The sequence below is a fragment of the Agromyces cavernae genome, from assembly GCF_021044935.1.
In the GTDB taxonomy this organism is placed as follows: Bacteria; Actinomycetota; Actinomycetes; order Actinomycetales; family Microbacteriaceae; genus Agromyces; species Agromyces cavernae.
Window position 1 is genome coordinate 646,344 of record NZ_JAJNMP010000003.1, and the last position, 25,306, is coordinate 671,649.

Annotated in this window: 25 protein-coding genes and 1 tRNA gene; 12 read left to right on the forward strand and 14 right to left on the reverse strand. The window is 66.9% G+C overall.

Features of this window, described 5'->3' with window-relative positions; genetic code table 11:
- Positions 1–50: 50 nt before the first annotated feature.
- Entirely contained in the window at positions 51–1,070 is a 1,020-nt protein-coding gene (locus LQ757_RS19445) for a DUF559 domain-containing protein (protein ID WP_231047920.1), read from the reverse strand.
- Between the two features lie 350 nt (positions 1,071–1,420).
- Between LQ757_RS19445 and LQ757_RS14325 the strand changes: the two genes are divergently transcribed.
- Complete coding sequence (locus LQ757_RS14325) at positions 1,421–1,702, forward strand: hypothetical protein (protein ID WP_231047921.1); 282 nt, start codon at positions 1,421–1,423, stop codon at positions 1,700–1,702.
- A 269-nt stretch (positions 1,703–1,971) separates the two neighbouring features.
- Here the strand turns inward: LQ757_RS14325 and LQ757_RS14330 are convergent, their stop codons facing one another.
- On the reverse strand, positions 1,972–2,646 hold the full coding sequence (locus LQ757_RS14330; protein ID WP_231047922.1) for a M23 family metallopeptidase: 675 nt from the start codon (positions 2,644–2,646) through the stop codon (positions 1,972–1,974).
- A 1,930-nt stretch (positions 2,647–4,576) separates the two neighbouring features.
- On the reverse strand, positions 4,577–5,407 hold the full coding sequence (locus LQ757_RS14335) for an inositol monophosphatase family protein (RefSeq protein ID WP_231047923.1): 831 nt from the start codon (positions 5,405–5,407) through the stop codon (positions 4,577–4,579).
- Between the two features lie 324 nt (positions 5,408–5,731).
- Between LQ757_RS14335 and LQ757_RS14340 the strand changes: the two genes are divergently transcribed.
- The 5 genes from LQ757_RS14340 (at position 5,732) to LQ757_RS14360 (ending at position 9,063) form a co-directional block, all read left to right on the forward strand.
- A complete protein-coding gene (locus LQ757_RS14340) occupies positions 5,732–6,937 on the forward strand; it encodes a tyrosine-type recombinase/integrase (RefSeq protein ID WP_231047924.1) in 1,206 nt (401 codons plus the stop codon).
- Positions 6,938–7,164: 227 nt separating this feature from the next.
- A complete protein-coding gene (locus tag LQ757_RS14345) occupies positions 7,165–7,341 on the forward strand; it encodes a helix-turn-helix domain-containing protein (protein ID WP_231047925.1) in 177 nt (58 codons plus the stop codon).
- 2 nt (positions 7,342–7,343) lie between these two features.
- The gene (locus LQ757_RS14350) at positions 7,344–8,180 is read left to right on the forward strand and encodes a helix-turn-helix domain-containing protein (protein ID WP_231047926.1); all 837 of its coding nucleotides are present in this window, start codon (positions 7,344–7,346) and stop codon (positions 8,178–8,180) included.
- The gene (locus LQ757_RS14355) at positions 8,177–8,491 is read left to right on the forward strand and encodes a hypothetical protein (protein ID WP_231047927.1); all 315 of its coding nucleotides are present in this window, start codon (positions 8,177–8,179) and stop codon (positions 8,489–8,491) included. The genes LQ757_RS14350 and LQ757_RS14355 overlap by 4 nt, the downstream gene beginning before the upstream one ends.
- Positions 8,488–9,063, forward strand: coding sequence for a hypothetical protein (locus LQ757_RS14360; protein ID WP_231047928.1), 576 nt, complete (start codon positions 8,488–8,490; stop codon positions 9,061–9,063). Before LQ757_RS14355 ends, LQ757_RS14360 begins: the two co-directional genes overlap by 4 nt.
- Positions 9,064–9,209: 146 nt before the next feature.
- Here LQ757_RS14360 and LQ757_RS14365 read toward each other — a convergent pair whose 3' ends face one another.
- The 5 genes from LQ757_RS14365 to LQ757_RS14385 form a co-directional block, all read right to left on the reverse strand.
- Positions 9,210–12,197, reverse strand: a complete 2,988-nt coding sequence (locus LQ757_RS14365) for an Eco57I restriction-modification methylase domain-containing protein (protein WP_231047929.1) — start codon at positions 12,195–12,197, stop codon at positions 9,210–9,212.
- Positions 12,198–12,498: 301 nt separating this feature from the next.
- Positions 12,499–12,996, reverse strand: a complete 498-nt coding sequence (locus LQ757_RS14370; protein ID WP_231047930.1) for a hypothetical protein — start codon at positions 12,994–12,996, stop codon at positions 12,499–12,501.
- Positions 12,997–13,352: 356 nt separating this feature from the next.
- Positions 13,353–13,434: transfer RNA gene (locus LQ757_RS14375), tRNA-Tyr, on the reverse strand.
- A 200-nt stretch (positions 13,435–13,634) separates the two neighbouring features.
- A complete protein-coding gene (locus LQ757_RS14380) occupies positions 13,635–14,357 on the reverse strand; it encodes a PH domain-containing protein (RefSeq protein ID WP_231047931.1) in 723 nt (240 codons plus the stop codon).
- 21 nt (positions 14,358–14,378) lie between these two features.
- Positions 14,379–14,543 carry a hypothetical protein gene (locus LQ757_RS14385; RefSeq protein ID WP_231047932.1) on the reverse strand — a complete coding sequence of 55 codons (165 nt, stop codon included), beginning with the start codon at positions 14,541–14,543 and terminating at the stop codon, positions 14,379–14,381.
- A 217-nt stretch (positions 14,544–14,760) separates the two neighbouring features.
- On the opposite strand from LQ757_RS14385, the gene LQ757_RS14390 reads away from it, so the two are divergent.
- The 4 genes from LQ757_RS14390 (at position 14,761) to LQ757_RS14405 (ending at position 17,545) form a co-directional block, all read left to right on the forward strand.
- A complete protein-coding gene (locus LQ757_RS14390) occupies positions 14,761–15,780 on the forward strand; it encodes a LacI family DNA-binding transcriptional regulator (protein ID WP_231047933.1) in 1,020 nt (339 codons plus the stop codon).
- Between the two features lie 63 nt (positions 15,781–15,843).
- A complete protein-coding gene (locus LQ757_RS14395) occupies positions 15,844–16,332 on the forward strand; it encodes a YajQ family cyclic di-GMP-binding protein (RefSeq protein ID WP_231047934.1) in 489 nt (162 codons plus the stop codon).
- A 122-nt stretch (positions 16,333–16,454) separates the two neighbouring features.
- A complete protein-coding gene (locus tag LQ757_RS14400; RefSeq protein ID WP_231047935.1) occupies positions 16,455–17,135 on the forward strand; it encodes a nucleotidyltransferase domain-containing protein in 681 nt (226 codons plus the stop codon).
- Positions 17,132–17,545, forward strand: a complete 414-nt coding sequence (locus tag LQ757_RS14405; protein ID WP_231047936.1) for a hypothetical protein — start codon at positions 17,132–17,134, stop codon at positions 17,543–17,545. The genes LQ757_RS14400 and LQ757_RS14405 overlap by 4 nt, the downstream gene beginning before the upstream one ends.
- A 27-nt stretch (positions 17,546–17,572) precedes the next feature.
- On the opposite strand, the gene LQ757_RS14410 is transcribed toward LQ757_RS14405, so the two are convergent.
- Entirely contained in the window at positions 17,573–18,604 is a 1,032-nt protein-coding gene (locus tag LQ757_RS14410; RefSeq protein WP_231047937.1) for an alpha/beta hydrolase, read from the reverse strand.
- A gap of 90 nt (positions 18,605–18,694) precedes the next feature.
- Between LQ757_RS14410 and LQ757_RS14415 the strand changes: the two genes are divergently transcribed.
- Positions 18,695–19,081, forward strand: coding sequence for a hypothetical protein (locus LQ757_RS14415; protein WP_231047938.1), 387 nt, complete (start codon positions 18,695–18,697; stop codon positions 19,079–19,081).
- A complete protein-coding gene (locus tag LQ757_RS14420) occupies positions 19,072–19,884 on the forward strand; it encodes an HTTM domain-containing protein (RefSeq protein ID WP_255681412.1) in 813 nt (270 codons plus the stop codon). Before LQ757_RS14415 ends, LQ757_RS14420 begins: the two co-directional genes overlap by 10 nt.
- Positions 19,885–19,907: 23 nt before the next feature.
- Here LQ757_RS14420 and LQ757_RS14425 read toward each other — a convergent pair whose 3' ends face one another.
- From LQ757_RS14425 to cpaB, 5 genes are all read right to left on the reverse strand, one after another.
- On the reverse strand, positions 19,908–20,783 hold the full coding sequence (locus LQ757_RS14425; protein ID WP_231047940.1) for a type II secretion system F family protein: 876 nt from the start codon (positions 20,781–20,783) through the stop codon (positions 19,908–19,910).
- A gap of 1 nt (position 20,784) precedes the next feature.
- The gene (locus tag LQ757_RS14430) at positions 20,785–21,741 is read right to left on the reverse strand and encodes a type II secretion system F family protein (protein ID WP_231047941.1); all 957 of its coding nucleotides are present in this window, start codon (positions 21,739–21,741) and stop codon (positions 20,785–20,787) included.
- Positions 21,738–23,210 carry a TadA family conjugal transfer-associated ATPase gene (locus LQ757_RS14435; protein ID WP_231047942.1) on the reverse strand — a complete coding sequence of 491 codons (1,473 nt, stop codon included), beginning with the start codon at positions 23,208–23,210 and terminating at the stop codon, positions 21,738–21,740. Before LQ757_RS14435 ends, LQ757_RS14430 begins: the two co-directional genes overlap by 4 nt.
- The gene (locus LQ757_RS14440; RefSeq protein WP_231047943.1) at positions 23,197–24,468 is read right to left on the reverse strand and encodes a CpaE/TadZ family protein; all 1,272 of its coding nucleotides are present in this window, start codon (positions 24,466–24,468) and stop codon (positions 23,197–23,199) included. The genes LQ757_RS14435 and LQ757_RS14440 overlap by 14 nt, the downstream gene beginning before the upstream one ends.
- Before the next feature lie 68 nt (positions 24,469–24,536).
- Positions 24,537–25,283: a Flp pilus assembly protein CpaB gene (gene cpaB / locus LQ757_RS14445; protein WP_231047944.1), complete on the reverse strand. Its 747-nt coding sequence runs from the start codon at positions 25,281–25,283 to the stop codon at positions 24,537–24,539.
- Positions 25,284–25,306: the final 23 nt, after the last annotated feature.

The following is a 25,306-nucleotide window of genomic DNA, read 5'->3' on the forward strand; positions in this document are numbered from 1 at the left end:
AACGCAGGATGAGCGCCGCACCACCCCGCTCACCGACGGTCGGCGACCCCTCATCCTGCGTTGGGGCCGAGCAGTACTCCGAGCGGCACATCGAGCCGGTCTTCATGCTCGTATTTCGGCATCGGCACAGAGGGAGCCGGCGATGACTGGGCGCGATACCCCCAGCGATGTTCGCCGCGAGCGACGAGGGCGCGCAGACCCGCCGCCGAAGTATCCCACTCGTCCATGACCATGCGGTAGCTGAGCCTCAGCACGAGGTAACCGCGCATCGCAAGCTCGAAGTCGCGCCGCCGATCGCTCTCGAATTCGGCCCCTGTGTGGAACTTCGACCCGTCGATCTCGATCACCAACCGGTCGCCGACGAGGAGGTCGACCCGGCCGACACCATCGATCTCGACCTGTGCGCGATGCGCGATGTTGTGTCTGCGAAGGAAGAGGCGCACCCGCGACTCGATGCCCGACTCGGAGAGAGCCGAAGCCCGATCCACCAGCGCCCGCCGCGAGGGCAGCGCGAGCTCGCGCATCCGCGCGAGCCCCGGAGCCGTGAGCTGACCCGAAGCGAGTGCCGAGTCGATCGTCGCGATCGCATGCTCGGCCGGGGCGCATGACAGCATCTCGGCCAGCGCGATCGGCAGCGGGTCACGGGCGCTGTTGAGCGGAGGGTCGGAGCGATAGTGAACGCAGACTCCGTCTGCAGCTCGGTCGAGACGCGATGACACCACGGCACCCGGCGGCGTTCCGCGCTGGGGCGGCGTTACATCGGGCGAACGCAATCGCGAGGCGGTGCGGGCGACCCGCACGTGGAGCAGCGGGTCGGAATGCATCCAGAGCCCATGAAGGCGAGCTGCGGATGCCCCAGTCAGCACCCCACCCACTCGCACCGCCCGAAGGACCTCGCGGGGTGCGTCGGGCACCGCATACCAGCCCCGCCGCACCCGCGTGATCGCGTGGTCGGCGAAGGCCGCCACGACTGCAGCACGATCGATGCCCGCGGCCTCGAGCTGCCGCACCGAACGGGCGCCGCCGTTCGCGCGGACGTGGCGGGCAACCTGCAACGCTGACCAGTTCACGGCTCGATTCTGACCGCGATTCGGCTCGTGGGGCGGGGTGCAGGCTCACCTGTGGATAACCAGCCGGCCGCCGCCAGGGTGACGCGCCTCCCCGCCAGCTCTCTGGCGCGCCCGTGCGCAACGCAGGACGACAGCCCCGGCGCCGCACACTGAGCGAGTCCCCGTTCGCGCATCCTGCGCTGAGCAACGCCCCGCCGGGTCCACGACGAGATCGGCAGACACCCGACTCGGACAACGCAGGACCACAGCACAGGCGGCGCCCGCAGATCGGTTCCCCGCTTCCTCATCCTGCATTGTTGATGTCGCGACCGGGTCTGCGCTGGCCGAGCCGCCTGTACTACCGTGATCGCATGCGTCGCGAACGAGCAGCCGGAGCGCTCGCGCTCATGGCGTCGCTTGCCCTGTGCGGATGCAGCGCACCCGCGTGCGACGCCCCGTCGCCCACCTCGATCGCGGTGACCTCGACCAAGTCCGGCATCGCGTCGGTGCAGTGCTGGTCCGGTTGCGCGCCGAACGCGCGAGAACTCGAGCCGGCTGACGAGGGCGAATGGATGGCGCTGCTCGGCGAATCTCGTCCGACCTCGGTCACCCTCGCCGCACGCGACGAGTCGGGCGGGCTGCTATTCGCCTAGCGCTTCCAACTCGAGTGGACCGAATGCTCGGCCATGCCCCGCCCAGCGTCGCTCGAACTCCTCCAGCCCGAGGGCGGCGCGGCGGACTGACGCGGCAAGGAGTGCTCAGCTCACGAGTTTGGACGTATCCTCCCGTCACCGCGTTCTCGAGCGCAATTCTCCTCAGTTGCAGATGGCGGCGCCGATGAGGGCGGAACGGGCGGCTGACCACGCGCCTCAGCTGAACGTCGCGCGCGCTCGCACCCTGCGAGCCGCCGGCCCACCCCGATCTAGTTCGTGTTGGCGTACAGCCACTCGAGCGGGTCGACCTTGGTGCCGTCCATGCCGCCGACGCGGATCTCGAAGTGCAGGTGCGGGCCGGTCGACATGCCGGTCGAGCCGGTGGTGCCGAGCACGTCGGCGACCTCGACGGTGTCGCCCTCCTCGAAGCGGCGCGAGCCGTACTCCATGTGCGCGTAGACGCTCGTGATGAGTTCGCCGTCGATGACGTGGTCGATCATGACGACGACGCCGAGCGAGCCGCCCTCGTCGGTCGAGTTCACGACGGTGCCGTCGGCGATCGCCTGGATCTCGGCGCCGAGGCCCGGGTTGAAGTCCTGGCCGCCGTGGTCGCTCGAACACCCGGCGCAGTCGCGGTACCCGAACTGGTCGCCGACGTGCACGCCGACGGCGAACGGCCACTGGATGGTGCCGGCCGGGTTGTTGATGAAGTCGGTGTCGGCGCGGATGCCGGCGGCCTCGGCGTACTCCTGCACGGTCTGCGATTCGTAGCCCTCGGACTGCACGGTCTGCGTCGCGAGCACACCGCCCGAGATCACGACGCGCTGCCCGTCTTGGCCCTGCATCGTCGCCTGCTCGAGCGCCATGGCCTGCACGTCGGCAGGTGTCAGCAGCGAGAGCGAGGGCACGGATGTCGCGACCGCGAGCAGCGCCGCGAAGCTCATGGCGATCATGCTCGCGAGGGCGCGCGCGCTGCGGCGCCGACCCTGGGGAGGGCGAGTCGACGACGGGCGAACGGCCGAAAGGCGAGCGGATGTCGCGCCTCGGCCACCGGGCACGGAGTCCGTGCTACGGCTCGCCACGCCGGTCGCACGGCGCGCGGTCGTCGCAGGTGACGGTTGGAGCCGACGCGAGGAACGGCTCGATGCGTTCGAGCCGGCCCGTGACGTCGGAGCGGCCGCGTCGCTCTGCAGCGACGAAGCGAACAGATCGAGGTCGTCGACAGCGGCGGTACGGCTCGACGGAATCGGCCCCGTGGCGGCCGCAGCGATCGCGGCGGCGAAGTCGTTGGAGGCAGCTGAAGCAGGCGCGGTCGGCACGGGCGGCGCCGCGGTCGGCACAGCCGGGGCCGTGGTCGGCACGGCCTGGTTCCCGATCGGCACAGCCGGGGATGCGGTCGGCACAGCTCGAGTCGCGCCCCTCGAAGTCGCTGCACTCGATGCAGCCGCAGCCGAGGCGGAAGCCGTCGCGGCAGAAGCGGACGCGGCAGCCGAAGCAGTCGCAGCGGACGCTGCGGCACTCGAGCCGGAAGCAGCGGTGGCGGATGCCACGGCGTCGGCCGCAGCTCCTCCGGCCACAGCCGAAGTGGCCCCAGCCGCAACGGCCTTCGCCCCCCGCATCAGCGACTTCGGCGAGGCCTTGGTCGGCTTCGACTTCTTGGCCTTCTTGTCTTTCTTCGAAGCCCGATCCGCGCGCGCCGAGCGACCGCTGCGGCCGCGCCCCGTCTCGGGCTCGTCATCGTCGACGGTGAGGTCGGCGAACAGGGCGTCGAAGCCGCCGATGCCGGTGTCGGCACGGGGACGTGCCTCATCGGCGCGAGACACAGCGAAGGCCGAGTCGCGATCACGCCGTGGGGCGGTCGACTCGGCCTTGGGAAGTGCGGGGGGTGTTTCGGAGGACTGGTGGGTGAAGACGGGTGTCGCCGGTGTCGGCCTCACGGCGCGAGGCGGTTCGGAAGGCCGCCAGTCGGCGGGCTGCGCGCCGGCCGGCCTCACTTCGGCGACGGGTTCTGTCGCGCGCCTGGCGCGGCGTTCAACCGGCTCGGGCGCCGCCTGCGCGAAACCGAAGAGCTCATCGAAGCTCGGCTGCGAGTGGCCGGAGGGGGCGGTGGATGCGGGGGCAGGGACATCCGGAATCGCTGCGACCGCAGGCCCGGCGGCCGCAGGCCGGACCGCGGGCGCAACCGCCGCACTCCGGACCGCGGGCTCAAGCGTCTGCTGAACAGCGGGCGCAACCGCCGCAGGCCGGACCGCGAACTCGGCGGCAGGGGGCCCAGCCATAGGTTGCACGGCCGCCGGCCAGGCCGCAGGCTCGACCACCGGGGGCCGGGCCGCGAACTCGATCGTCGCCGGCTGGGCCGGGAACTCCACTCCCCGCGGCTGCGCCGGACGGTCGACCCCACGCGGTCGCATCGCGAGCCCACCCGCGTCGACCCCGGGCGCCGCGGGCGTGCGCGGCGCATCAGCGGCCTCACGGGCACGCAGCTCACGACGGGTCAGGGGACGCTCGGGCCGCAGATCAGCCTGAGTGCCTGGCGTGGAACCGTCGGGCACGAGGGGGGACTCGAGCACGTATTGGGGCTTTCGGCGTGGGGGACGGGATGGGACTTCGGGGAGATGCTCATCCCGGCCTACGCCGAGATAACGGATTGGTAAAGCGTAACCGGTCTCGAACGCGAATGCCACGCGCGAATGAGGTTTTCGTCGCGGTTGCCGCGACTGACCGGCGGTTTCATCTGCGACACGCCGAGCGGCCGCGCTCGCGCGACACGCCAACTCAGGAGATTCGTCGCGATGTCGCGCTCCCAGCAGGGATCGCGCCCATTTTCCTAGGTTGGACGGCCCCCGCCGGCCTGAACTGCGGGCAGGCGCTCCCTCACGCCCCGGCGGCCTCGAGCGCCGCCGCAAGTTCGTCGTACAGCCCCGGCGCGGCCGCGATGAACAGGTCGGAGCCCTCGCGCCCGCCACCCCGCCCGCCGACCTGCGCCCCGGCTTCGCGCGCGATGACGGCGCCGGCCGCGTGATCCCACGGGTTCAGCCCGCGCTCGTAGACCGCATCGAGGCGTCCGGCGGCGAGCATGCAGATGTCGAGCGCGGCCGAGCCGATGCGGCGGATGTCGCGCACCTGCGGCAGCATGTCGAGCAGCACCTGCGCCTGCTCGCGTCGCACGTCCGATGAGTAGCCGAACCCCGTGCCGACGAGCGCCCGGCCGAGTGGCACACCCGTGTTGACCTGCAGTCGCTCGTCGCCGAGCCATGCCCCGCCGCCGGCGCTCGCGGTGAACACCTCTCCCGTCGTCGGGTTGACGACCACACCGGCGAGTCCTTGCCAGCTGCCCGGGTCGGGCGCCCCGGCGACGACGGCGACGCTGACGGTCCAGGCGGGCACCCCGTAGAGGAAGTTCACCGTGCCGTCGATGGGGTCGACCACCCAGCTGACCCCGCTCGTGCCCACGCGCGAGTCGTGCTCCTCGCCCACGATGCCGTCGTCGGGGCGCGCCGCGAGGATGCGCTCGCGGATCAGCGCCTCGGTGTCGCGGTCCGTCGCGGTGACGATGTCGGTCGGCGTCGACTTGGTCGCGGCGACCTCGACACCGCTTCCGCCGGCACGTCGCGCCGCGAGCGCGAACTCCCCCGCTTCGACGGCGATGCCCCTCGCGAGGTCGAGCAAGGCTGCAGGGTCGACGGATGCCTCGTGCTGGGTCATCCCCTCACGCTACGCCCTGCCGCGGACCGCGCCGGCGAACGCTCGCCGAACGCCTCGCGAACCGCCGCTCGGAAAGCACGAATGCCCCGGCTGACCGGGGCATTCTCGTGTGGCGAGTGAGGGATTCGAACCCCCGAAGTCGTAGACAGCTGATTTACAGTCAGGATTCGAGACGGATTGCCCGTCCAACTTGTTCCCACGTCTTACCACTCATTCCCTTGATATCTCAGGGATGTCGCGAGGCTGACATCTGATTGTGTAGGGTCGTCTCCAAACGATTCTGATCTACGGATTGCCCGTAGATTGCCCGAAAGGTAGCCAGCCATGACGACCGAGACGAAACGCAAGTACAAGAGCAACCCCGAGAGCTGGGGCCGGGTCCGCCAGCGCCCGAGCGGTCGGTGGCAGGCGTCCTACAAGGGTCCGGACGGAAAGGTGCACAACGCCCCGCACACGTTCGACGCCAAAGTGGACGCCCAGGCATTCAATGCGGCGCGGCGCGTCGACATCCAGCGCGGCGTGTGGAAGAGCCCCGCCACGCTCGCGGCAGAGGCAGAGGCAGAATCGAAGCGGGCGGATGCCGAGCGATTCGGCGCATACGCCGCGACGTGGGTTGAGCAGCGGGTCAGCGGAAAGGGCCAACCGCTCCGCCCGAAGACGCGAGCCGAGTACGTGCGCCAGCTCGACAAGGGCTTGCACGTGTTCACGAATGACCGGCTGGCCGAGATTACGCCCGCCCGCGTTCGCGCGTGGCACAACGAGCGCGCCAAGACCGCGAAGACCGCTGCGGGCGCAGAGGCGCGCCTACTGCGGGCAATCCTCAATACCGCTGTCGTCGACGGCATCATTGTTCGCAACCCGGTACCGGCGAACCTGACGCGCAGCATGACGGGGAGAGGGCACCGCCCGCCTACGATGGATGAGCTTGCCGTCATTCTCGACACGATGCCCGAAAGCCTGCGGCTGGCCGTTCTGCTGGCCGCGTACGGCGGGCTGCGGTTCGGAGAGTGGCGCGCATTGCGTCGCTCCGACATCGCGGTTGCGGGCGGGCGCGTGGCCGTCAGCGTGACGCGCGCCGCGCAGCACATCAACGGGCACGGCTGGCACGTCGGCGCGCCCAAGTCCGATGAGGGCGTGCGGGTCGTGACCCTGCCGTCTGCGCTGACTGCCGATGTCGAGACGCACCTGTCCGAGCACGTCGGCCCGTTCCCCGAGTCGCTGGTGTTCGCGCCGACCGGGCGCACGCAGTTCCTGACCGACAGCGCATGGAACCGCGCATGGAACACAGCCCGCGACGCGGCGGGCATCCGTGATCAGGGGGTACGTGAGCACGACCTACGCCACTTCGCTGGGAGCATGTTCACCCAGTCCGGCGCGACCATGGCAGAAGCGATGAAGCTGCTGGGGCACTCGACGATGGTTGCCGCAATGGCGTACCAACACGCCGCAGCCGACCGCATGACCGAGCTTGCCGACCGCATGCCGTTGCCGCCCGCCGCACCTAAGCGTGTCGCCCGCATCGGCAACTGACTACCCGCGACGACGCCCCCGCCCCCGTGAAAGGGAGCGGGGGCGTCGTGCTGCGCGGCACGTTTCCTGAGAGACCGCCTAGAAGAGTTCCACGGTTTTGCACAATCTTGCACTGTCTTACACAGTCCTAAACAATCCCGGATCAGAGGGGTGATTTCGTGTCCCAACTAGTTGCTAATGTCCCCATCCAGCCCGAACAAGGGACATCAAACCAGAACGGAGACGGCATGACCCGCGACGAGAAAATTACGATCGCAACGGCGGCGGCACTTACCGACGTCAGCACCGAGACAGTCCGCAACTGGATCAGCCGGGGTTACCTTCCGGCGGTGCGGCTCGGGCCGCGCCTTATCAGAATCCGGCGCGCCGATCTCGACAATCTCGGCAAGTCCCTGACTCACTGAAGGTGAACGAGTCGACGCGTGATCTCACACGGTGGGCGCTCGCGATCGACCCGCCCGCTTCGCATGGCACGGGCCAGCATGCGATCGGGCGCGTGCTCGTGGCGCTCGTGCAGTACGCCAACGCATCCGGCGTCGCGTGGCCCTCAGTCGCCACGCTCGCGGCCGACGTGGGCGGTCTGCATCCGTGGGACGTGCAGAACGCGCTTGCCGCGCTCGAAGGGGCGGGCATCATCGAGCCGGCCGAGCCGAAGCGCCCGGGCCGCACGACCCGGTGGCGCGTCGGAGCCAGCACGCCGACAGGTACCGACCTCACGGGCAACCTCACGGGCAACCTCACGGGCAACCTCACGGGCAACCTCACGGGATATCCCAGTGCGAAGAAGAAGGAGAAGAAGAAGGAGAACCCCCCTACCCCCCGCAACGATCCGCCCGCGACGCCCCGGGCCGAGCATCGGGGGGAGGGAAACGATGAAGAAGAGACGCGCCCCGGCAACGTCGACCGTCACGGGCACGCGCAACACCGGCACGAGCCGAACGCGATATCGAAGCTCTCCCGGCTCGTCACCGAGTGGAAGGTTCCGCTCCCGGTCGAAGAACTGCTCTCGGACGCGTACCGGCTCGGAGAGGGTCACCCGTGGCCCGGCGCATGCATCATCGACCGGCGCGCGGCCCGCTCGCTCGACGGGGCGCACGATCCAGCACGAGTGCTCCGGGCGCGTCTCCGCACCTCAGCAACGCCCGATGAGCGCGGGCTCATCGACGCCGAGCGCGACGCCGAGTCCCGAGCACGACCGCGAGCAACCATGACCGCCACCACCTCGAACGGAAACACACCATGACATCGAACACCCGTACCGCACCGCCAGGGACGCCGACCGCCGCCGTCGTGTCGATCCTCGACCGGGCCGTGCACGTCGCCTGCCCGCTGTGCGGCGACCAGCACAGGCACAGCCGCGACGACAGCGGGCGCGGCGGCTCGCAGTGGCGCGCCGCAGCGTGCGACCTCCACGCGCCCGTTGCGCCGTCGATCCGAGCGCGGGGGTACAGGTTCAAGATCGACGCCCCGAACGACGCTCACAGCGGCACACAGGGCCGCATGACCACCACCACCACCACCACCACCACCACCACCACGAAAGGCACACGATGACCACCACGAACGCGCAGAACATCTACGACGACGCCGCGAACGTCGCGAACGGCATTCACGACGAGTTCGGCTATGAAGAGCGCGCGATCCTGAATGAGCCGTATCTCACCGTCGACGGCCAGCGGGTCAAGATCACCGACGCATGGGAGCGCGCGCGGGACAAGCTCACCCGCACCCGAGAAGACCGCGACGCGAAGATCGGCGCGCGCGCCGTGCAGCTCGAACGCCAGCTCTACGGACTCCCGAGAGGATCAGCCACCCTCAACCCCGGACTCGTCGCCACGAGCCGCGACGCCGACGACCGCGCCGCGAAGATCGACGACCCCCGCGAAGCGGCCCGCGTCATCGAGCACGCGGCCCGTACCGGCGATGCGATCCTCGCGCGTGCAGTCGCCCTCCACGCCGTCACTCACGGCTGGCTCGACGCCGCAGCGCTGTACTTCAACGAGCGCCCAGCCGACGCCGCAGCCGTCAACGAGCTGGCAGCGATCAACACCATGCAGAACGACCCGACGCGCTACCTCACAGAGAGCATGCTCTACACGATCCAGAAGCCCGCCGCGGTCCGGTAGCACCCGGCGCACGACACAAGACACGGCCCGCCGCACGTCTCGCCCAGAGGCGCGCGGCGGGCCGCTTCTACGTTGAGAGCCGAACCGCAAACCTCTAGTGACTCGGCCCAATCGAGTTGAAAGCCGCCGCCCAACGGGCGCGGCGATCAGTCTGACACGAGCGCTGCCACCTCGCGTTTGACATGGGCAAGTTGCCCTTCGTCAACACCGTAGTAGTCATTCACTACGCGGCCGATCCGCACATCGACCACATCACGCTTCGTCCCAATCGGGAGTGAAGACCTAGTTGCCCAGAGCTGGCCAAGCCGATCCCAAGTCTCACTCTCTGCATCCGCATGCGGGAGCTTAATCGGTGCGTGAGCAATGTAGGGCTTGGAGAACTTGTGGTAGTTGCCTTGGTAGACGGGGCTATGAGCGATGATGTAGGTCGAAATCAGGGGACTGTTGAGGACCGCGAGAAGCGCATCCGCGTTCATATCCGCAGGCAGGTCGATGCTAGTTACTCCGGCCGTCCCCGTGGGGAACAGTCGGCCATCGCCTAATGCGAAGTTGGATCGGCCGCTCAAGCTCGGGGTGAGCAGGTGTCGGCCGCCAAAGGTGGAGGGGGCGGCCAGGTACATCAGCCCCCACCACTGTCCCGTCAATTGCTCGGCCGACTTCTTGAACCAGCGCCGCGAGCGCAACGCCTTCTCGTTGGCGTGCAGGTACGCCTCAAGCCAGGGTGCCTGCGACAGGTCGGAAGCGTTGATCACTCGATAAGCGCCGTTCACCTCCTGGTACGGGAAGACGATCACCTTCTTCGAGGCGGCCATCGACCCGTCCCTGATGTCTTGCCCGCGTACGATATCGCGGATGTAGGCGGACTCGATTTTCAACTCCTCCGCCTTGGCACGATCGAGAATCATGATGGGGTCGCTCCCGGTTTGAACGCCATTCCCGAAGCCAGCCGCGACATCCTCAAGCGCCGTTCCCTGCGATCGAAGGTGTTCCCAGAGCGCATGAGCCTCCGGGGAGGAGAGATCCCATGACGCGGAACCTAGACGGTCCCGGGGAACCGCCCAGTCCTGTACCACCGCCATGCGTTCTGTTGCGCGGCTGAAGCGAATCGGTTCGGGCCTTGCTCGAGCCTGCTTAGCCAAGATCAAGATTTGCGAGTAATTCGCTGCTTCGTCGAACAGGCGGGCTGCCTGGAAGTCGACGATTTCTTCCAACAGCGGCTTGTCCGTAAGCGTCTTTCTGAGTCGGGTGGCGGCCCGCGTCGTGTACATCTTGTTCGGCACAACGAATCCGAGACGGCCGCCGTCTCGGAGCAGGTGAATGCCGCGTTCGATGAACAAGTAGTAGAGGTCCGCCTTTCCGTCGTAGGTTTCATAGTCGGACTTCAGATAGCCGAGTGCCCGCGGCTCAATCTCGTATCCGGCCATGAGCCAGGGCGGATTGCCGACAACGGCCGTGAAGTCCCCGCCAAGTTCGGTCCAGTCGAATGGATTCAAGCGAACGCGTTCGGGATTGTGGACGTCGGCCAGTTCGTCATCCGTGAGAATTTCGTTGTCGACGAGGCTATTGCCGCACATGACGTTCCGGTCCAGATCTGGCAGGATCCGAGCCTTGAACCCCGGCAATGGAGCAGCAGCGTCGGAAGCCTCATGATCCTCCATAAACGTCAAGAGCAAGCTGAGCTTGGCCACTTCGACAGCCTGTGCATCGATGTCGACTCCGAAGATGTGATCGACCAGGATGCGGCGTCGTTCTCCGGTGCTAAGCGCGAACTCGCCCAGAGAGTTCTTTTCCAAACGGGGAGGCCGACTCTGCAGCCACTTCTGGGGTTCAAGAAGATATTGGTGAAGGTGCCAGTCAAGCAAGGAGCGATAGGCGTGAACCAAGAAGCTGCCAGAGCCGCAGGCGGGGTCAACAACGCGTAGGCCAGCGTTGCGCGCGGTGGGACGGATGTCATCGGGTGTCTTGTCCACGAGGAGGGGGCGCAGGGTGCGCTCCAGCACCTCGGTGGACAACCACTCCGGGGTATAAAAGACTCCGCCTGCCTTGCGGACTTCCGGCTTCAGCTCAAGCGCAACTTTTCCGCCAGCTCGCGTGATCCTCCAAGAAAGGAAGGTCTCGTACGCCTTGCCGAGAACATCGACCGGCATAACGCCGAAAGCGTAAGGCGACTCCGGAGGATAGAAGCGCATGACTGTCCTGCGGATGACTTCGTCGTCGATCGTCAGGCTCAGCGTCAGCTCGTCAGGTCGCACGCGGCCCTTCTCGTCATCGAAGTGGAAGAGCCCCGAGTTGTACCGTGCATCTGCGTCGCGGTAGACCTGCGTGAGAGCTTTCATTGGGTCTTTGGATGCTGCCGCGTCGCGAAGGGTTCCGTAGGGCTCGATGGACCTGTCCTCACAGAAGCGCAAGAAGATGATCCGATCGAGCGTGAGCTGGATTGCATTCAGCAGCTGTGCGTCCGTCAGCGATGGGTTCTTGTCTGCCACGTGAGCCAGAAGCTCACCCCGGGTGACTTCCAGATCACGGAGGAAGACTCGATCGATGCGCTCGGCCCCACGCCTTCCTGGAGCCTCAGCGATGAACGCATCCAGAGATCCGCTGGCGACCGCATCGCGGCTGATGAGGTTGTAGAGCTCCTCCCACCGCTCTTCGTACTCGTCAATGGAGAAGTAGAGCAGTCGTGCCTTCGTGGCCTGATCGTCTTCGAAAGGGCGAACTCGGGCGTCGTAAACGGCGATCTCTCGAAAATTCGTCAGTACGACGAGCGGGAGCTGAGCTGACCATCCATACCGGCGAGCCTGATAGGCCGGTTCCTTCTGGTTCTTCAGCCAGACGGCGGGCTTCTTTGCCTCGACGAACATCTTTCGCTGTCCGGCCACTCTCAGCACGTAGTCGGGCGCGCGCTTGTGGCCCTCCACATCCTGGTTTGGCTCCACCACCACGTCTTTGAATCGCTCGGGAAGCCCCGCGCCGTTCGCCACGTCCCATCCGAGAGATCCGAGAAGGGCGTCGATGAACTCGACCCGTGCGGAGGCCTCCTTGTAGCTCACCGCCTTGAGTTCGGTCTGCCGCTCACGGTAGTTCTCGATCCGCTCAAGCAAAGCGGCAGGAATCAGGCGGGGTTCGTCGTACATCTGTGTAGTACCGCTTTCCCTTGGTGACAGTCCCCTCACGATAGCGAGGTCCGAAGCCGTCTGGGGTGCCTTGGCGAACGACTCGAAAACCCGTACGTTCTGGCAGCCGCTATACGCGTAGCGGGGCGGCTGGGAGGGGGAGGGGTGGGGCGGTGCCCCCTCCGGTGTTCAGGCGCGCCCCAGTCGCGTGCGTGCACGATGGGTGGGCGTCGAAATGCGGCAGGGTCGGGCCGAACGGGTCAACGCTGTGCGCTCGCCTGACGCGTCGTGAGTGGGCGACGACGCCCCTTCAGGGCTCGGATCATCGACCGCACTTCTCGGCGATGTAGAGCACGAACTTCTCGGGCGTGACATCGCGCGTCGTCTTGGCGGCGACCTCGCCTGCACTCAGGAGGTACGAGTCGGTCATCACGCAGTACTGGTCGGTAAGTGTCTTGTAGGACTCGTCAGCGAACAGCACGCCGAACGTGACATCGAGCGCGAGTCGAGCCGGGTCGTCGGCGGCGAGTCGCGTCGGGGCGGGTGCAGTGGTCGGCATCGGGGCGGGCGTGGGCGTCGGGGTCGCTGCGCTCAGGTACACGGCGACTTCGGGGATCTCGACATCGGTGATCGCGACCTCCTCGCCGTCCGCGAAGTGGGATTCGTAACTCGCGCGGTACTTGTCGCGCCATGTGACGCACGCGTTCGATGCGTCGAATGCGCTCGCGGTCAGGTGATCGATCGAATGTATGCAGACGTTCAGGACGTCGTCCTCGGTGAGCGGTTCGGGCGTCAGCAGGGCACGAGCAGCGGGATCCATCTCAGTGGCGGCGGTCGGCGTTGCATCGATGCTGCGGCTCGCGGCAAACGAGATGAGGATGGCAACGCCAACCAATGCGACCGCTGCGAGTGCAGACCACCAAACCCAATTCGGCGCTCGCGTGATCATCGTTCTCCGTTCGTCGTCGTCCGCCGCAGCTTAGCGTGGCTAAGAAACGCGTTTCGGGACGGGTATGCACCGGAGATCAAGGGTGGCCGGTGCCAAACAGTGCCGCGAATTTTGACTCCGGATTGCCCGTAGATTGCCCGATCAACAGGCAGGCAGTTCACCGCACGCAAGCAAAAAGGCCCGGGCATCCCCGTTTCTGGGGATTCACCGGGCCTTTTTTAGGCGTGTGGCGAGTGAGGGATTCGAACCCCCGAAGTCGTAGACAGCTGATTTACAGTCAGATCCCTTTGGCCGCTTGGGTAACTCGCCATCGCACCCGACCGAGTTCTGCACACAACCGGGGGCCTGTCAAGAATACCCGCCGGGTGGCGTGTCGAGAAATCGAGGCGGCGAGCGGATGTCCCGCGCCCGTTCACGCCCCTTCACCGCGCCCGCGCGAGGTCGGTGAACGGCCGGCGCGGCTCACGTTCGTGTCCCGGGCGGGCGTCGCGGTGCCGGCGTCGCACCCCTCAGCCGAGGGGCTGGGTGTCGCCCGACTTCGGATCCCACGCGGGGTTGTCGGTGCTCACGCTCCAGGCGCTTGTGTCGACAGGAGGGGTCTCAGCGTGGAGCGTGTTGATGGGCGCGGTGTCGGTGCGCACCGTGCCGGCGCTGCCGATGCTGAAGGGGCTCCCGTCACCGCGACCCGAGTCGGCGTTGACGTAGTCGCGCGTTGCCGAGCGCATGCCGCCCCGAAGGCCCGATCGCTGGATGACCCGCTGAATGGTGAGGCCGCGCTCGTTGGGCTTTCCGACGAACTTGATCTCACGAAGGCCCTGGTCTTGCGCGGCCGACTCGAAGATGAAATGACCGTAGCCGAAGATCCGTCCGACGAACGGGCGCTTCACCGAGATGTCGAGGATTCGGGTGATGGGCATGGTGGCGATGTGCTGCGAGAGGATGCCGTGCACGCGGAACACGCGCATGTTCGTGATGACGAAGCGGTCCATCTGCGCCTGCAGGATGCGCCAGATGCCCCGCAACGCGAGCCACAGTGCGGCGACGACCGGCAGCCAGTAGAGCTGCGACGGCATCACGAAGATGAGCAGCAGCACCGGCAACGCGAGCAGCAGCTCGAGCACGGGCGTGACGATCGCCGCCCAGTGCTTGGCGACTTCGTCGATGACGACCTCACCCTCGTCGGCGATGAGGTACCGCTCGACGTGCGGATCGAAGAAGCCGCGACGCGTCATGGTGCGAACCTGCCGAGCCGGCTATGACGCCAGCGAGGTGAAGAACTGGCCGACCGACTGCACTCCGCCCCACACGGCGCCGACGGCACCTTGCACGGCATTGGCGGCATCTTCGGGACGGGTGACCATGTAGAAGAACGCGAACACCACGACCAGCGCGATGACGATGCGTTTGACCCACTTCACGCGTGTTGCTCCCTTCTCATACAGCCGCTCGCCGGCCAACGCCCCCAGAAATGCAGACCTCGCCATGTCTACCCCACGACAGGGGGTACGGCAACGCGCCACCCCGAAGAGCTCGAGATGCGAATGCTGCGTGATCGGCCTGATTACTGGGCAGACGATAGGATGCCCCTGACTCGGCAGCGCCGGGAAGACTCGGCTGTGCCGGGAACGAGGAGTCATGGCCGGCATCGAAGAGGTGGCGAAGCTCGCGGGAGTGTCGACCGCGACGGTGTCGCGCGCGCTCAGCGGACGGGGTCACGTGTCTCCCGCGTCGAAGGCGAAGGTCGAAGAGGCGGCCGCCCGGCTCGGCTACGTGGTGTCGTCGAACGCGTCCTCCCTGGCATCCGGCCGCACGCGCAACATCGGCGTGGTGATCCCCTTCCTCAACCGCTGGTTCTTCTCATCGGTGCTCGAGGGGGCGCAGCGCGCCCTGCTGCGCCGCGGCTACGACCTCACCCTGTACAACCTGTCGGGCGACGGCAACGAGCGGTCGAGCGTGTTCGAGCACTTCCTGCTGCGACAGCGCGTCGACGCCGTGATCGCCGTGTCGCTCGAGCTCACCGAGCACGAGGTCGCACGGCTGCACGACCTCGGCAAGCCGCTCGTCGGCGTCGGCGGGCCGATCCCCGACGTGCCCACCCTCACCATCGACGACGCCGCCGTCGCGCGGCTCGCGACCGAGCACCTTATCGGCCTCGGCCACCGGCGCATCGCGCACATCGGCGGCGACCTCGAGTTCGACCTGGACTTCCACCTGCCGACGAACCGCCGCATCGGATACGAAGATGCCTTGCGCGACGCGGGCATCGAGGCCGATCCCCGACTGTTCGCCCCCGCCGACTTCACGATCCGGGGCGGGTACCAGGCGGCGAAGCAGCTGCTGGGCGCACCTCACGGTCGCCCGACGGCGATCTTCGCGGCATCCGATGAGATGGCCATCGGGTCGATCCTCGCCGCACGCGACCTCGGACTCGTCGTGCCGCGCGACGTCTCGATCGTCGGCATCGACGACCACGACCTCAGCGACTTCTTCGGCCTCACGACCGTGGCGCAGTTTCCGCGCCTGCAGGGCGAGATGGCGGTCGACGTGCTCATGGAGCGGCTCGAGCCGAGCACGCCCGACGCGCCGGCGCCCGCCGCCACTCCCCTGCCCTACGAGTTGCGCGTGCGCTCGTCGACGGCGATCCCGCCGGTCTGAGCCTCGGCAGCCCGGCATGCGAGCGACTCGGCGCCGCGACATCCGCTCGGTAAACTGGCGCGCATGGCAGATGCAACGTTCGACATCGTGAGCAAGGTCGACAAGATGGAGGCCGACAACGCGGTCAACCAGGCGCGCAAAGAGGTCGAGCAGCGCTACGACTTCAAGAACGTGGGTGCGTCGGTCGAGTGGAGCGGCGAGAAGGTGCTGCTCAAGGCGCAGACCGAGGAGCGCGTGAAGGCGGTGCTCGAGGTCGTCGAGTCGAAGTTCATCAAGCGCGGCATCACGCTGCGCGCGCTCGACACGGGTGAGCCGTATGCGTCGGGCAAGGAGTTCCGCATCGAGATCGGCCTGAAGAACGGCATCGACAGCGAGAACGCGAAGAAGATCTCGAAGATCATCCGCGACGAGGCGCCCAAGAGCGTGAAGAGCCAGATCCAGGGCGACGAGTTGCGCGTCTCGTCGAAGAGCCGCGACGACCTGCAGGCGACGATGGCGCTGCTCAAGGGCAAGGACCTCGACGTCGCGCTGCAGTTCACGAACTTCCGGTAGGCGCCGGGCGTTCCGCGTGCCCGTCCCCTCGATCGCAGGGTCACCGATCTGCTCGGGATGCAAATCCTCGCCTGAGGAGCGACGCACGAGCTTCGCCAAGCTTCGCCCTCGAATCGGCAACCTTGGTTTACGACTGTGTACGATGGTTTACGACCGTGTACACTGGTTTACGACCAAGTGTTGGAGCCTTCATGGACCTTCGGGAGCCCTTGGCATCGCTGATGTCGCCAGTCGAAGCGGCGAGCCTCCGCGTGCTCGCCCGCAGTTCCACCGAGTTCACCGGCCGGCAGGTGGCGAATCTGGCAACCACTGGAACCGCCGCAGGCATACGGAAGGCGCTCCTCCGCCTCGGCTCCACCGGCCTCGTGAACGTTCGGGCGGAACCGCACGCCACCTACTACTCGGCGAACGCCGGGCACGTGTTGTGGCCGGTGGTCGAGCAGGCACTGAGCATTCGCCAGGTCGTCGAACAGCGGATGGTCGACGCAGCGCGTGAGATTGCACGACCAGGGATGACCATCGCGGTGTTCGGATCGTACGCTCGAGACGAAGCCGGTCCCGAGTCGGATATCGACTTCGTGTTCGTGTTCCCACCCCAACTCTCCGAGCGGGAACGCGACGACCTGATAACCGAGTACACGCACCGCGTGACGCAATGGACCGGGAATGCGACATCCGTCTACGACACGACACCGGAAGACATCCAGCGGTTGGTCGACGCACAGGACCCGATCATCGACAGCTGGCTCCGCGACGCACGCACCCTTGCGGGCCCTGGCTTGAACGAACTGGTGAGCCGATGACCCCGGCCGAAGGCCGTACGCGATCGATCGACAAGGCCGGAATCAAGGTGCGCGCCGACGACGCACGGAGCCTCGTCACTGCGGCGCACATGTTCGTCGAGTCTGACGAGACGGCCGACTGGAAGACCGCCGGCGCGAATGCCGTGCACGCCGGTATCGCTGCAGCCGATGCCATCTGCGGCCATGTGCTCGGGTACCACTCACGGAGCCAAGATCACAGGACCGCCGTCGATGTGCTACGCCGAGCCACCCAGCCGGACACCGGACCGGCGAACGATCTGGGGCGACTGATCAACGAGAAGGACCAGTTCGACTACGGCTCCCAACGTGTCACGCAGGCCAGTGCCCGAGACACCATCAAGCGAGCCGAACGGTTGCTCGCGGTGATGCACGGAAAGCTCCGCAGCTGACGAAGCCCCACGACAGCGGCGACGCGATCAGCGCCCGCGCGGGGCGTAGCCGCGCAGCCAGTGGGCCACGGCTTCGTAGGCGGCTGACCGGGCGGGCTCGCGCGACAGGAACACGTCGTGCAGCGCACCGTCGATACGCGCCACGGCGACGGTTGGGCCGAGCTTCAGGGCCCGCTGCGCGATGTCGTCGACGACGAGCACGATGTCGCTCGAGAGCATCGCGTCGTCCCACCGGGGTTGCAGCGTCGACCGCGCCGAGAGCAGCGTGAGCACAGGAGCGCCGACATCGATGCCCGCGGCGACCTTCGCGTGGCCGGCGAGAATGCCCGTGAGCCACGCCGGATGCACCGCGAACCCCCGGTCGGGCCGCCACTCGTGCGAGTACTCCCACTCGCCGTCGAGTTCGCGCGCGATCGACCGCGCATAGAACCCGAGGTCGACGTTGGGCAGCGGCCCCATCGGGTTCACGCGAGCACCCCAGCTCATCACCGGCGCGAGCGCCTCACGCGCAACGCGACTGCCCTGGAACTCGAGCCAGGGACTGTTCAACACGAGCCCCGCGACGCGCCCATGATTGCGGGCGGCCCACAGGCTGAGCGTCAGCCCTCCCGTGGAGTGCCCGAGCAAGAGGAGGGGTCGGGGGCGCGAGCCCGGGACATCCGTCACCGCGTGACCCATCTGCGCGAGCGCCGCCTCGATATCGGCGTCGTACGTGGCAAGGTCGGTGACATAGCCGGGAGTCTGCCCGGGACGCAGGCTGCGCCCGTACTTGCGCAGGTCGAGCGCGAAGAAGCGGGCGCCCGCGTTCGACCAGAACTCGGCGAGCGGACGGTTGAAGAAATAGTCGTTCCATCCGTGCACGAAGAGCACGTCGACATCGGATGCCGCTCCCCGCGCCTCCCAGAACCACCGCCTGCGGCGGGGTGTGTGGCGGACGAGGGTGGCGACGACCTCGCCCTCGTCGTCGGTGCCGAGCGGGAGCGTCAGCTGCTCGAACCCGTCGCCGAGGACGTCGGGGTGCCACTGGTCGGGTTGCTCTGAACCGTCGAACTCGGCCACGGCACCTCCCCCAGGCTCGTGACGTCAGCCTAGCGATCCCCCACGAACGAGGGCGTTGGCCGACGCTGGAACTGCCCGTAACGTATCGGTGTGCAGGCGCGACCCGAAGGTGCCGGCGCGTTGGACGCGCTTCACATTACCGACGCCCGCAAAAGTCGGCGGGGCCTGATCGGCACCATCGCCGTGCTCGTGGTCATAGTCCTGCAGATCGCGATACCGCTGGTCGCCCTGCTGCAGCCGCCGCCGCAGAAGTTCGGGTTCCAGATGTACTCCGGGCTGGGCGGAGTCACCGCCACCGTCGTCGACGGCGATGGGGCGGAGCGGTCCGTGACCGACTTCGACCAACTCGTGGCCAAATATCGACCTGACACGGACTGGTTGCCACTGCTTCCCGAGGCGATCTGCGACTCGGATGCCGACGCGGCAGAAGTCCGCGTCGAGCAGTCGGGCCGGGTTCGGAGCATCGAATGCGGCTGACCGAGATTCGCACCGATCCGCGCCCGGTGGCAGTAGCTCGTATCGGCATCGGCATCGCTTCGGTCTTCAACGCCATCGAAGCCTTCGAGATCCTGCAGCGGGTGTCGACGGGGAAGCTCGCGGTGCCCGTGTTCGCCGGCATCCCGGTCCCATCTGTGCAGTGGCTCGTAGCGGGTCTGGTGCTGGCGGTCGTCGCCGGGATCGCCGTGACATTCGGTTGGATGACGGCACCGGCTGCCGCGGTATCCGTCGCACTCAGCGCGACGGTGCTGCTCATGGACCAGCAGGTGTACAGCAGCCACCGATGGCTCGCGACCCTGCTTCTCGCTTACTTGGTGTTCGCGCAGTCGGGGACGGCATGGTCGGTGCGACCGGATCGCACACGAACGTCGGTGATCTGGTGGCCGCAGCTGCTCATGATGAGCCAGCTGTCGGTGCTCTACGTGTTCTCGGCGCTCAGCAAGATGAATCTCACATTCATCTCGGGTGTGCCGCTCTCGGGCTGGGTGTGGTTGGACCTGCCGTGGCAGGTCTACTTCGTCGCCTCGGTCATAACGGTGGTGGTCGAGCTCGTGATCGGCGTCGGCCTCTGGTTCCGCGCGAGCCGCCGTGTCGCCGTCGTGTTCGGACTCGGATTGCACCTCTCCATCGTCACGCTCATGAACAACGAGACGCCCGCCCTCATCGCGTTCGCGATCACGTGCGTGTCGCTGTATCCGCTCTTCATCGCTCGGCCCGAACTGCGGACACCACGCGATGGCACGGTCGGGCCGTCTGCAGCCGGGACCGCTGCGCGCCTCTGAACGCGAAATCGTTCGGAGCCTGCTCAGCGGGCGAACTGGTCGATGATGCCGATCACCGCGGGTGTCAGGATCACGATGAACATCGCGGGGAGGAGACAGAAGATGAGCGGGAAGATGATCTTCACCGTCACCTTCTGCGCCTGTTCCTCGGCACGTTGACGGCGCTTCGTTCGCATCTCGCCCGCCTGCACGCGCAGCACCTCGCCGATCGCGACGCCATATGCATCGGCCTGCACGATCGCTCGAATGAATCGTCGGAGATCCTCGGAGCTCGTGCGTTTGTCCAGCTCTTCGAACGACTCGCGCCTCGTGCGTCCGATACTCATGTCCTGAAGTACTCGAATGAGTTCCTCTGCCAGCGGACCTTCACCGCCGCGGGCGGCCTTCGCCATCGCCGAGTCGAACCCGAGGCCGGCTTCGACCGCGATCGTCATCTGGTCGAGCGTGTCGGGCAGTGCGTACAGGATTGCCTGCTGCCGTTCGTGCGCGCGGCTGTTGATCATGATGTCGGGCGCGAAGAAGAGGAGGACCACGGCCGCGACGGCGAGCACGACCTTGAACGGCTGAGGTCCGCCGTTTAACACGAAAAGCAATCCGAACACGGTCGCGACGGTCGCGAGGACGACTTTCCACGTCACGATGCTCGTGATCGTCCAGCCCGACGGCCGGCCGGCATAGACGATCTGCTTCTCGAGCCAGCCGACGTATCCCTTCGGCGCGGCGGAGGCTAGCGACTCACCCAGCGACACGCGTTCCTGGGTGGCCCCGCGTACAAACTGCACCTCGTCCGCGGGTGACGACGCGGGCTTGCGGCTCGGAAAGAGCAGGAATACGAAGAGCCCGAGTGCGATGGCGGTCACACCAGCTGCCATGTAGCCGAACAGCGAAGAGGCCTCCATGTCAGAACTTCACTCTCACGGTGAACGCGATCCAGATGGACCCCAGTATCAGGAGCAGCAGGGCGACGATGAGCGCCACGATGCCGATGATGTTCGAGAAGAAGACCGCGATGTAGTCGGGGCGAATGACCGCGAAGAAGAGGAAAAGCGCGATCGGCAACACCACGAGAATGATGCCCGAAAGGCGGCCCTCGGCGCTGAGCGAAGCCACCTGCCGCCTGACTTGGTTCCGCTCGCGGATGGTCTTGCCAACCTGGTCGAGCACCTCCGCGAGATTGCCACCCGTCTCGGCATTGATGCCGATCGCCTGGGCGACCCAGTCGAAGTCCTTGCTCTGCATGCGATCTGCGGTGGTGGCAAGGGCCTCGGGGAGCGGACGACCGAGTCGCGACTCGTTCACCGCACGCGCGAGTTCCTCGCTCATGGGTGCCGCCGAGTCGCCGGCCACCGCTCCGAGTGCCACGCTGAGCCCGTGCCCGGCGCGCAGGGTTCCGGCCACCAGTTGCACCGTATCGTCGATCTGATCGGCGAACTTCGCTCGGCGGCGCGACGTGCGGACGATCAGCAGGATCTTGGCGACCACGGGGGTGAGGATCGCGAAGACGAGGCCCCAGACGATCGACGTTCCGTTTGCGAGACCGAGTACGACACCGAGCAGCGCGAACACGCTCGCGAAGGAGGCGACGAGCACGAGGTACTGCGACGGCGACGACTTGACGCCTGCGAGCTCGAGCTCTTCGGCGCCGAAGAGCCGGGCGCGGCGTTTGGAGGTGGCGGACTCGATGACCGCCGTGGTCTGCTCGGTCACCCGCGTCAGCAACGAGACGTGCTCCGCGCCCGGCGCGACGCGTCGCTCGCGAGCAACACGAGGCGGCGATGGTGCGACCGTGAAGAACACCAGGACCAGTGCGGCCAGCAGACAGATCGTCAGGCCGGTGACGAGCACCACCGGGTTCATCGAATCTCTCCGAGCATCTCGCGGTAGTCGGGAACGAACAGCGATGCCGGCAATCCGATGCCGTGGTCGGCGATGCGCTCGGCGAAACGTGGGCGAACGCCGGTCGGCTCGATTCGACCGAGCACCCGACCTTCGGCGTCGAAGCCGGCTTTGTGGTCGAACGTGAAGGCGTCCTGCAGGGTGACGATATCCCCTTCCATGCCGTGCACCTCAGTGATGTGGGTGACACGTCGCACGCCGTCCTTGTGACGAGTGATCTGCACGATGATGTCGATGGCTGAAGCGATCTGCTCGCGGATGGCGCGGAGCGGAAGCTCCATGCCCGCCATCAATACGAGCGTCTCCATACGCGCGACCGCGTCGCGTGGGGAGTTCGCGTGGAGCGTCGAGATCGACCCCTCGTGACCGGTGTTCATCGCCTGCAGCATGTCGAGACTCTCGGCGCCGCGAACCTCGCCGACGACGATGCGGTCGGGTCGCATGCGGAGGGAGTTGCGCACGAGGTCGCGGATCGTGATCTCACCACGGCCCTCTATGTTCGACGGCCGTGCCTCGAGTCGTACCACGTGCTGCTGCTGCAGCTGCAGCTCGACCGCGTCCTCGATCGTGATGATGCGCTCGTCGCTCGGAATGAAAGCCGACAGCACGTTGAGCAGCGTGGTCTTGCCGGTACCGGTGCCGCCGGAAACGAGGATGTTCATCTTCGCCTGGACGGCTGCGTCGAGCACTGCTGCGACTTCGGGCGTCAGCGTGCCGAACCTGATCAGGTCCTCGCTCGTGTACGGGGTACCCGCGAACTTCCGGATCGTGAGCGACGAGCCGTTCACCGCGAGGGGCGGGATGATCGCGTTGACGCGGGACCCGTCTTCGAGTCGCGCGTCGACGAGCGGCGATGACTCGTCGATGCGACGCCCGACGCGCGCGACGATCCGCTCGATCACCCGGCGCAGTTGGGCCTCCCCTGTGAACCGGTGCGGCGTCTCGGTCAGCCGACCGTTTCGCTCGACATAGAGCTGATCGAAGCGGTTGACCATGATCTCGCTCACGCTCGGGTCCTCGAGCAGCGGCTCGAGCGGCCCATAGCCGAGCACGTCCGCGCCAATGTCGTCGATGAGTCGGTTTCGCTCGGCCGTCGAGAGCGCGAGCTGCTCGCCGGCGACGATCTCCGCAAGCTCGGCGCGTGCCAGTTGATGCAGCTGGTCCTCGGTGAGCGACGAGTCGTTGAGCCGCGTGCCGATGCGGGCGAACAGTTCCTCAGCGGCCTTCTCCTTCACCGCAGCCAATGGATCGACCGTGGGAGCGGTCCTCGCCTTCGCCGCGACCGCGGGCTGGAACAGGGGCTCGTCGGCCGCCGACCCGGCAGTCGCTGCGTCGGTCGCTTCGATCAGCCGCGTGACCGGGGGCTCGACCGCTGTGAGCGTGGCGGAGTCCGGATTCCGAACCGAGTTCAGTCGATCATTGAGGTTCATCGGATCCCCGCTTTCTCTGGATCTTTCGACGCTTGGGGAAGGCGTCGGGCGCGATCCTCATCACGACCGACCGGATGGCCTTCGCCGCCGGGTCGCGCACATCGTCGTGGATGAGTGGGACACCGCGATTGCTCGCGAGCAGTACGGCGGACGATCGCGGCACATCCACGTCGATGGGCGCGCCGATGATGTTCTCGGCATCGCGAACGGTGAGCCCGCTGAGGCGGTCGGTCTGGTTGAGCACCACGTGCCGGTTTCCGGGCATCAGGCCGATCCTCGTGAGCAGATCGAACTCGGTACGCATTGCCCGCAAACTCGGCACACTCATGTTGGAGACGAACACGGCGTCGGTCACGTGCTCGAGCACCACGAGGGTGTGCTCGCCGAGGCCAGGAGTGGTGTCGACGACCACGTAGCGGAATGATCCGCGCAGCCGCTCGATCAGCTGACCGAGCGCCTGGGTCGGGATGGCGTCGCCGAGTTCGGGCGACGGTGCACCTGCCACGACGAAGAAGCCATCGGCGTGATGCGTGAGCGCCGTCTTGAGCACGATCTCATCTGAGGCCGCATCGGCGACGGCATCGACGATCGTGCGCTCGGGCTCGAGGCCGAGCGCGGTGGCGATGTCGCCGAACTGCAGGTCGGCATCGATGAGGACGACCGAGTTCGGGGCGACCTCGGCGAGGCCGGTGGCGAGGTTGATCGCCAGCGTCGTCTTGCCTTGACCGCCCTTGGGTGCCACCACCGCGATCGCTTCGGTCGGCACGCCGGCGGCGAGGGGAGGGAACTCCCAGACCTCCACCGGCGCGGCTTGCGTAAGGGGATCGAACGCTTCGCCCTCGATAGGCATCGCCTCGAGCTCGACGGGTGGCGCCTCACGCGCGACCAACGCGGCGAGCGTGGCATCGGTAACCCCGGCCGGCGGCCGGACATCGAAGTGGTGCGCCTCTGCCCGTCCGTTCTCGATGAGCCAGGTCGCAAGCCGTTCAAGCAACTCGAGGATCGTCTCGTCGGACGCGTTCGGGCTCAGCACCGCGTGCGGAGAGATCTCGTCGACCCATTCCTCGAGATCCGAGCGTTGCTCTCGAACGACGATCAGCCCGACGTCGGGGTTCAGCTCAGCCAGCGCTTCGACGAGTTCGTGCGTTTCCTCGTAGTTCAGCAGTGGCCCGAGCAATGCGATCCTCGGCGATGAGTCGAAGCGCCCGACCACCGTCTCGGCGCCGAAGGTGAGGAACTCGCCGGTCACGATGTTCACACTCGTTTCGAGCAGAGCCCGAACACGCGATTCGAACTCGACGGAACGACTGACGAGCAGGTAGGGAGTCACTGCCGCACGTTGCTCTCGTTCGTGATCACCGAACCCGAGGTGTCGGTCGCCTCGTTCTGCAGCGTGACCCACACGCCGTATGCACCGGCGTTCTTGTCGACGTGCTCGAGCGCCCAGACGAGGCGCTCGACGTCGTGCGTGCCGAGTGCCACGGTGAACATGAGCGTGTTCCCCGACTGCTGCGCGCTTTCTTCGCTGGCGCTGCTGGCCGTCGTGCCGATCGTCACGTTCGTCACCAGCACGCGATTGAACTCGAATCGGGTGTCGAGCACCTGATTGGGCGCCGGGTTTGGGGCAGTCACCACGATACCGACCGTGCTCCCGGCTTTCACGAGGCCCCCGGCCATGCGCTGCACCGGCAACGCGAAGCTGACCTGTTGCATGCCTTCAGGCACCGGAACGTCGCCGCGAGCGGCCAGCTCGAGCGGGTCGATGAATCGAGCCTCGAGCAACTGCTCGCCCGGAAGCAGGTCTGCGTCGGCGACCAGCCCAGCGAGGTCCTCGAGGTTCGTGACGGTGCCCTCGGCGACGTTTCGCGCAGGGACGCTGTCGACCTTCACGTACTCCGCGACTCCGTCTCCTGCGGTGCCCTCGGGGATCGACTCCTGCACGATGTAGACGTCGGTGAGTTCGGCACCGTCGGCAGCTCGGGCGTCGGCCCCGCGAACGTAGGTGATCAGGGCGAACGCGCCGACGACGGCCAGAACGAGAGCGGCGATAGCGCCGATGATGCGGGTCTTCATAGTTTCCAGTCCGGGTCGTAGGG

Bases quoted from the DNA above. Each gene is read 5' to 3' on its own strand.
- LQ757_RS14360 (WP_231047928.1), top strand. From the start codon at position 8,488: ATGACCACCACGAACGCGCAGAACATCTACGACGACGCCGCGAACGTC.
- LQ757_RS14420 (WP_255681412.1), top strand. From the start codon at position 19,072: ATGCGGCTGACCGAGATTCGCACCGATCCGCGCCCGGTGGCAGTAGCT.
- LQ757_RS14325 (WP_231047921.1), top strand. From the start codon at position 1,421: ATGCGTCGCGAACGAGCAGCCGGAGCGCTCGCGCTCATGGCGTCGCTT.
- LQ757_RS14380 (WP_231047931.1), bottom strand. From the start codon at position 14,357: ATGACGCGTCGCGGCTTCTTCGATCCGCACGTCGAGCGGTACCTCATC.
- LQ757_RS14395 (WP_231047934.1), top strand. From the start codon at position 15,844: ATGGCAGATGCAACGTTCGACATCGTGAGCAAGGTCGACAAGATGGAG.
- cpaB (WP_231047944.1), bottom strand. From the start codon at position 25,283: ATGAAGACCCGCATCATCGGCGCTATCGCCGCTCTCGTTCTGGCCGTC.
- LQ757_RS14435 (WP_231047942.1), bottom strand. From the start codon at position 23,210: ATGAACCTCAATGATCGACTGAACTCGGTTCGGAATCCGGACTCCGCC.
- LQ757_RS14345 (WP_231047925.1), top strand. From the start codon at position 7,165: ATGACCCGCGACGAGAAAATTACGATCGCAACGGCGGCGGCACTTACC.
- LQ757_RS14355 (WP_231047927.1), top strand. From the start codon at position 8,177: ATGACATCGAACACCCGTACCGCACCGCCAGGGACGCCGACCGCCGCC.
- LQ757_RS14405 (WP_231047936.1), top strand. From the start codon at position 17,132: ATGACCCCGGCCGAAGGCCGTACGCGATCGATCGACAAGGCCGGAATC.
- LQ757_RS14370 (WP_231047930.1), bottom strand. From the start codon at position 12,996: ATGGATCCCGCTGCTCGTGCCCTGCTGACGCCCGAACCGCTCACCGAG.
- LQ757_RS14330 (WP_231047922.1), bottom strand. From the start codon at position 2,646: ATGAGCTTCGCGGCGCTGCTCGCGGTCGCGACATCCGTGCCCTCGCTC.
- LQ757_RS14425 (WP_231047940.1), bottom strand. From the start codon at position 20,783: ATGGAGGCCTCTTCGCTGTTCGGCTACATGGCAGCTGGTGTGACCGCC.
- LQ757_RS14390 (WP_231047933.1), top strand. From the start codon at position 14,761: ATGGCCGGCATCGAAGAGGTGGCGAAGCTCGCGGGAGTGTCGACCGCG.
- LQ757_RS14335 (WP_231047923.1), bottom strand. From the start codon at position 5,407: ATGACCCAGCACGAGGCATCCGTCGACCCTGCAGCCTTGCTCGACCTC.
- LQ757_RS14340 (WP_231047924.1), top strand. From the start codon at position 5,732: ATGACGACCGAGACGAAACGCAAGTACAAGAGCAACCCCGAGAGCTGG.
- LQ757_RS14430 (WP_231047941.1), bottom strand. From the start codon at position 21,741: ATGAACCCGGTGGTGCTCGTCACCGGCCTGACGATCTGTCTGCTGGCC.
- LQ757_RS14365 (WP_231047929.1), bottom strand. From the start codon at position 12,197: ATGTACGACGAACCCCGCCTGATTCCTGCCGCTTTGCTTGAGCGGATC.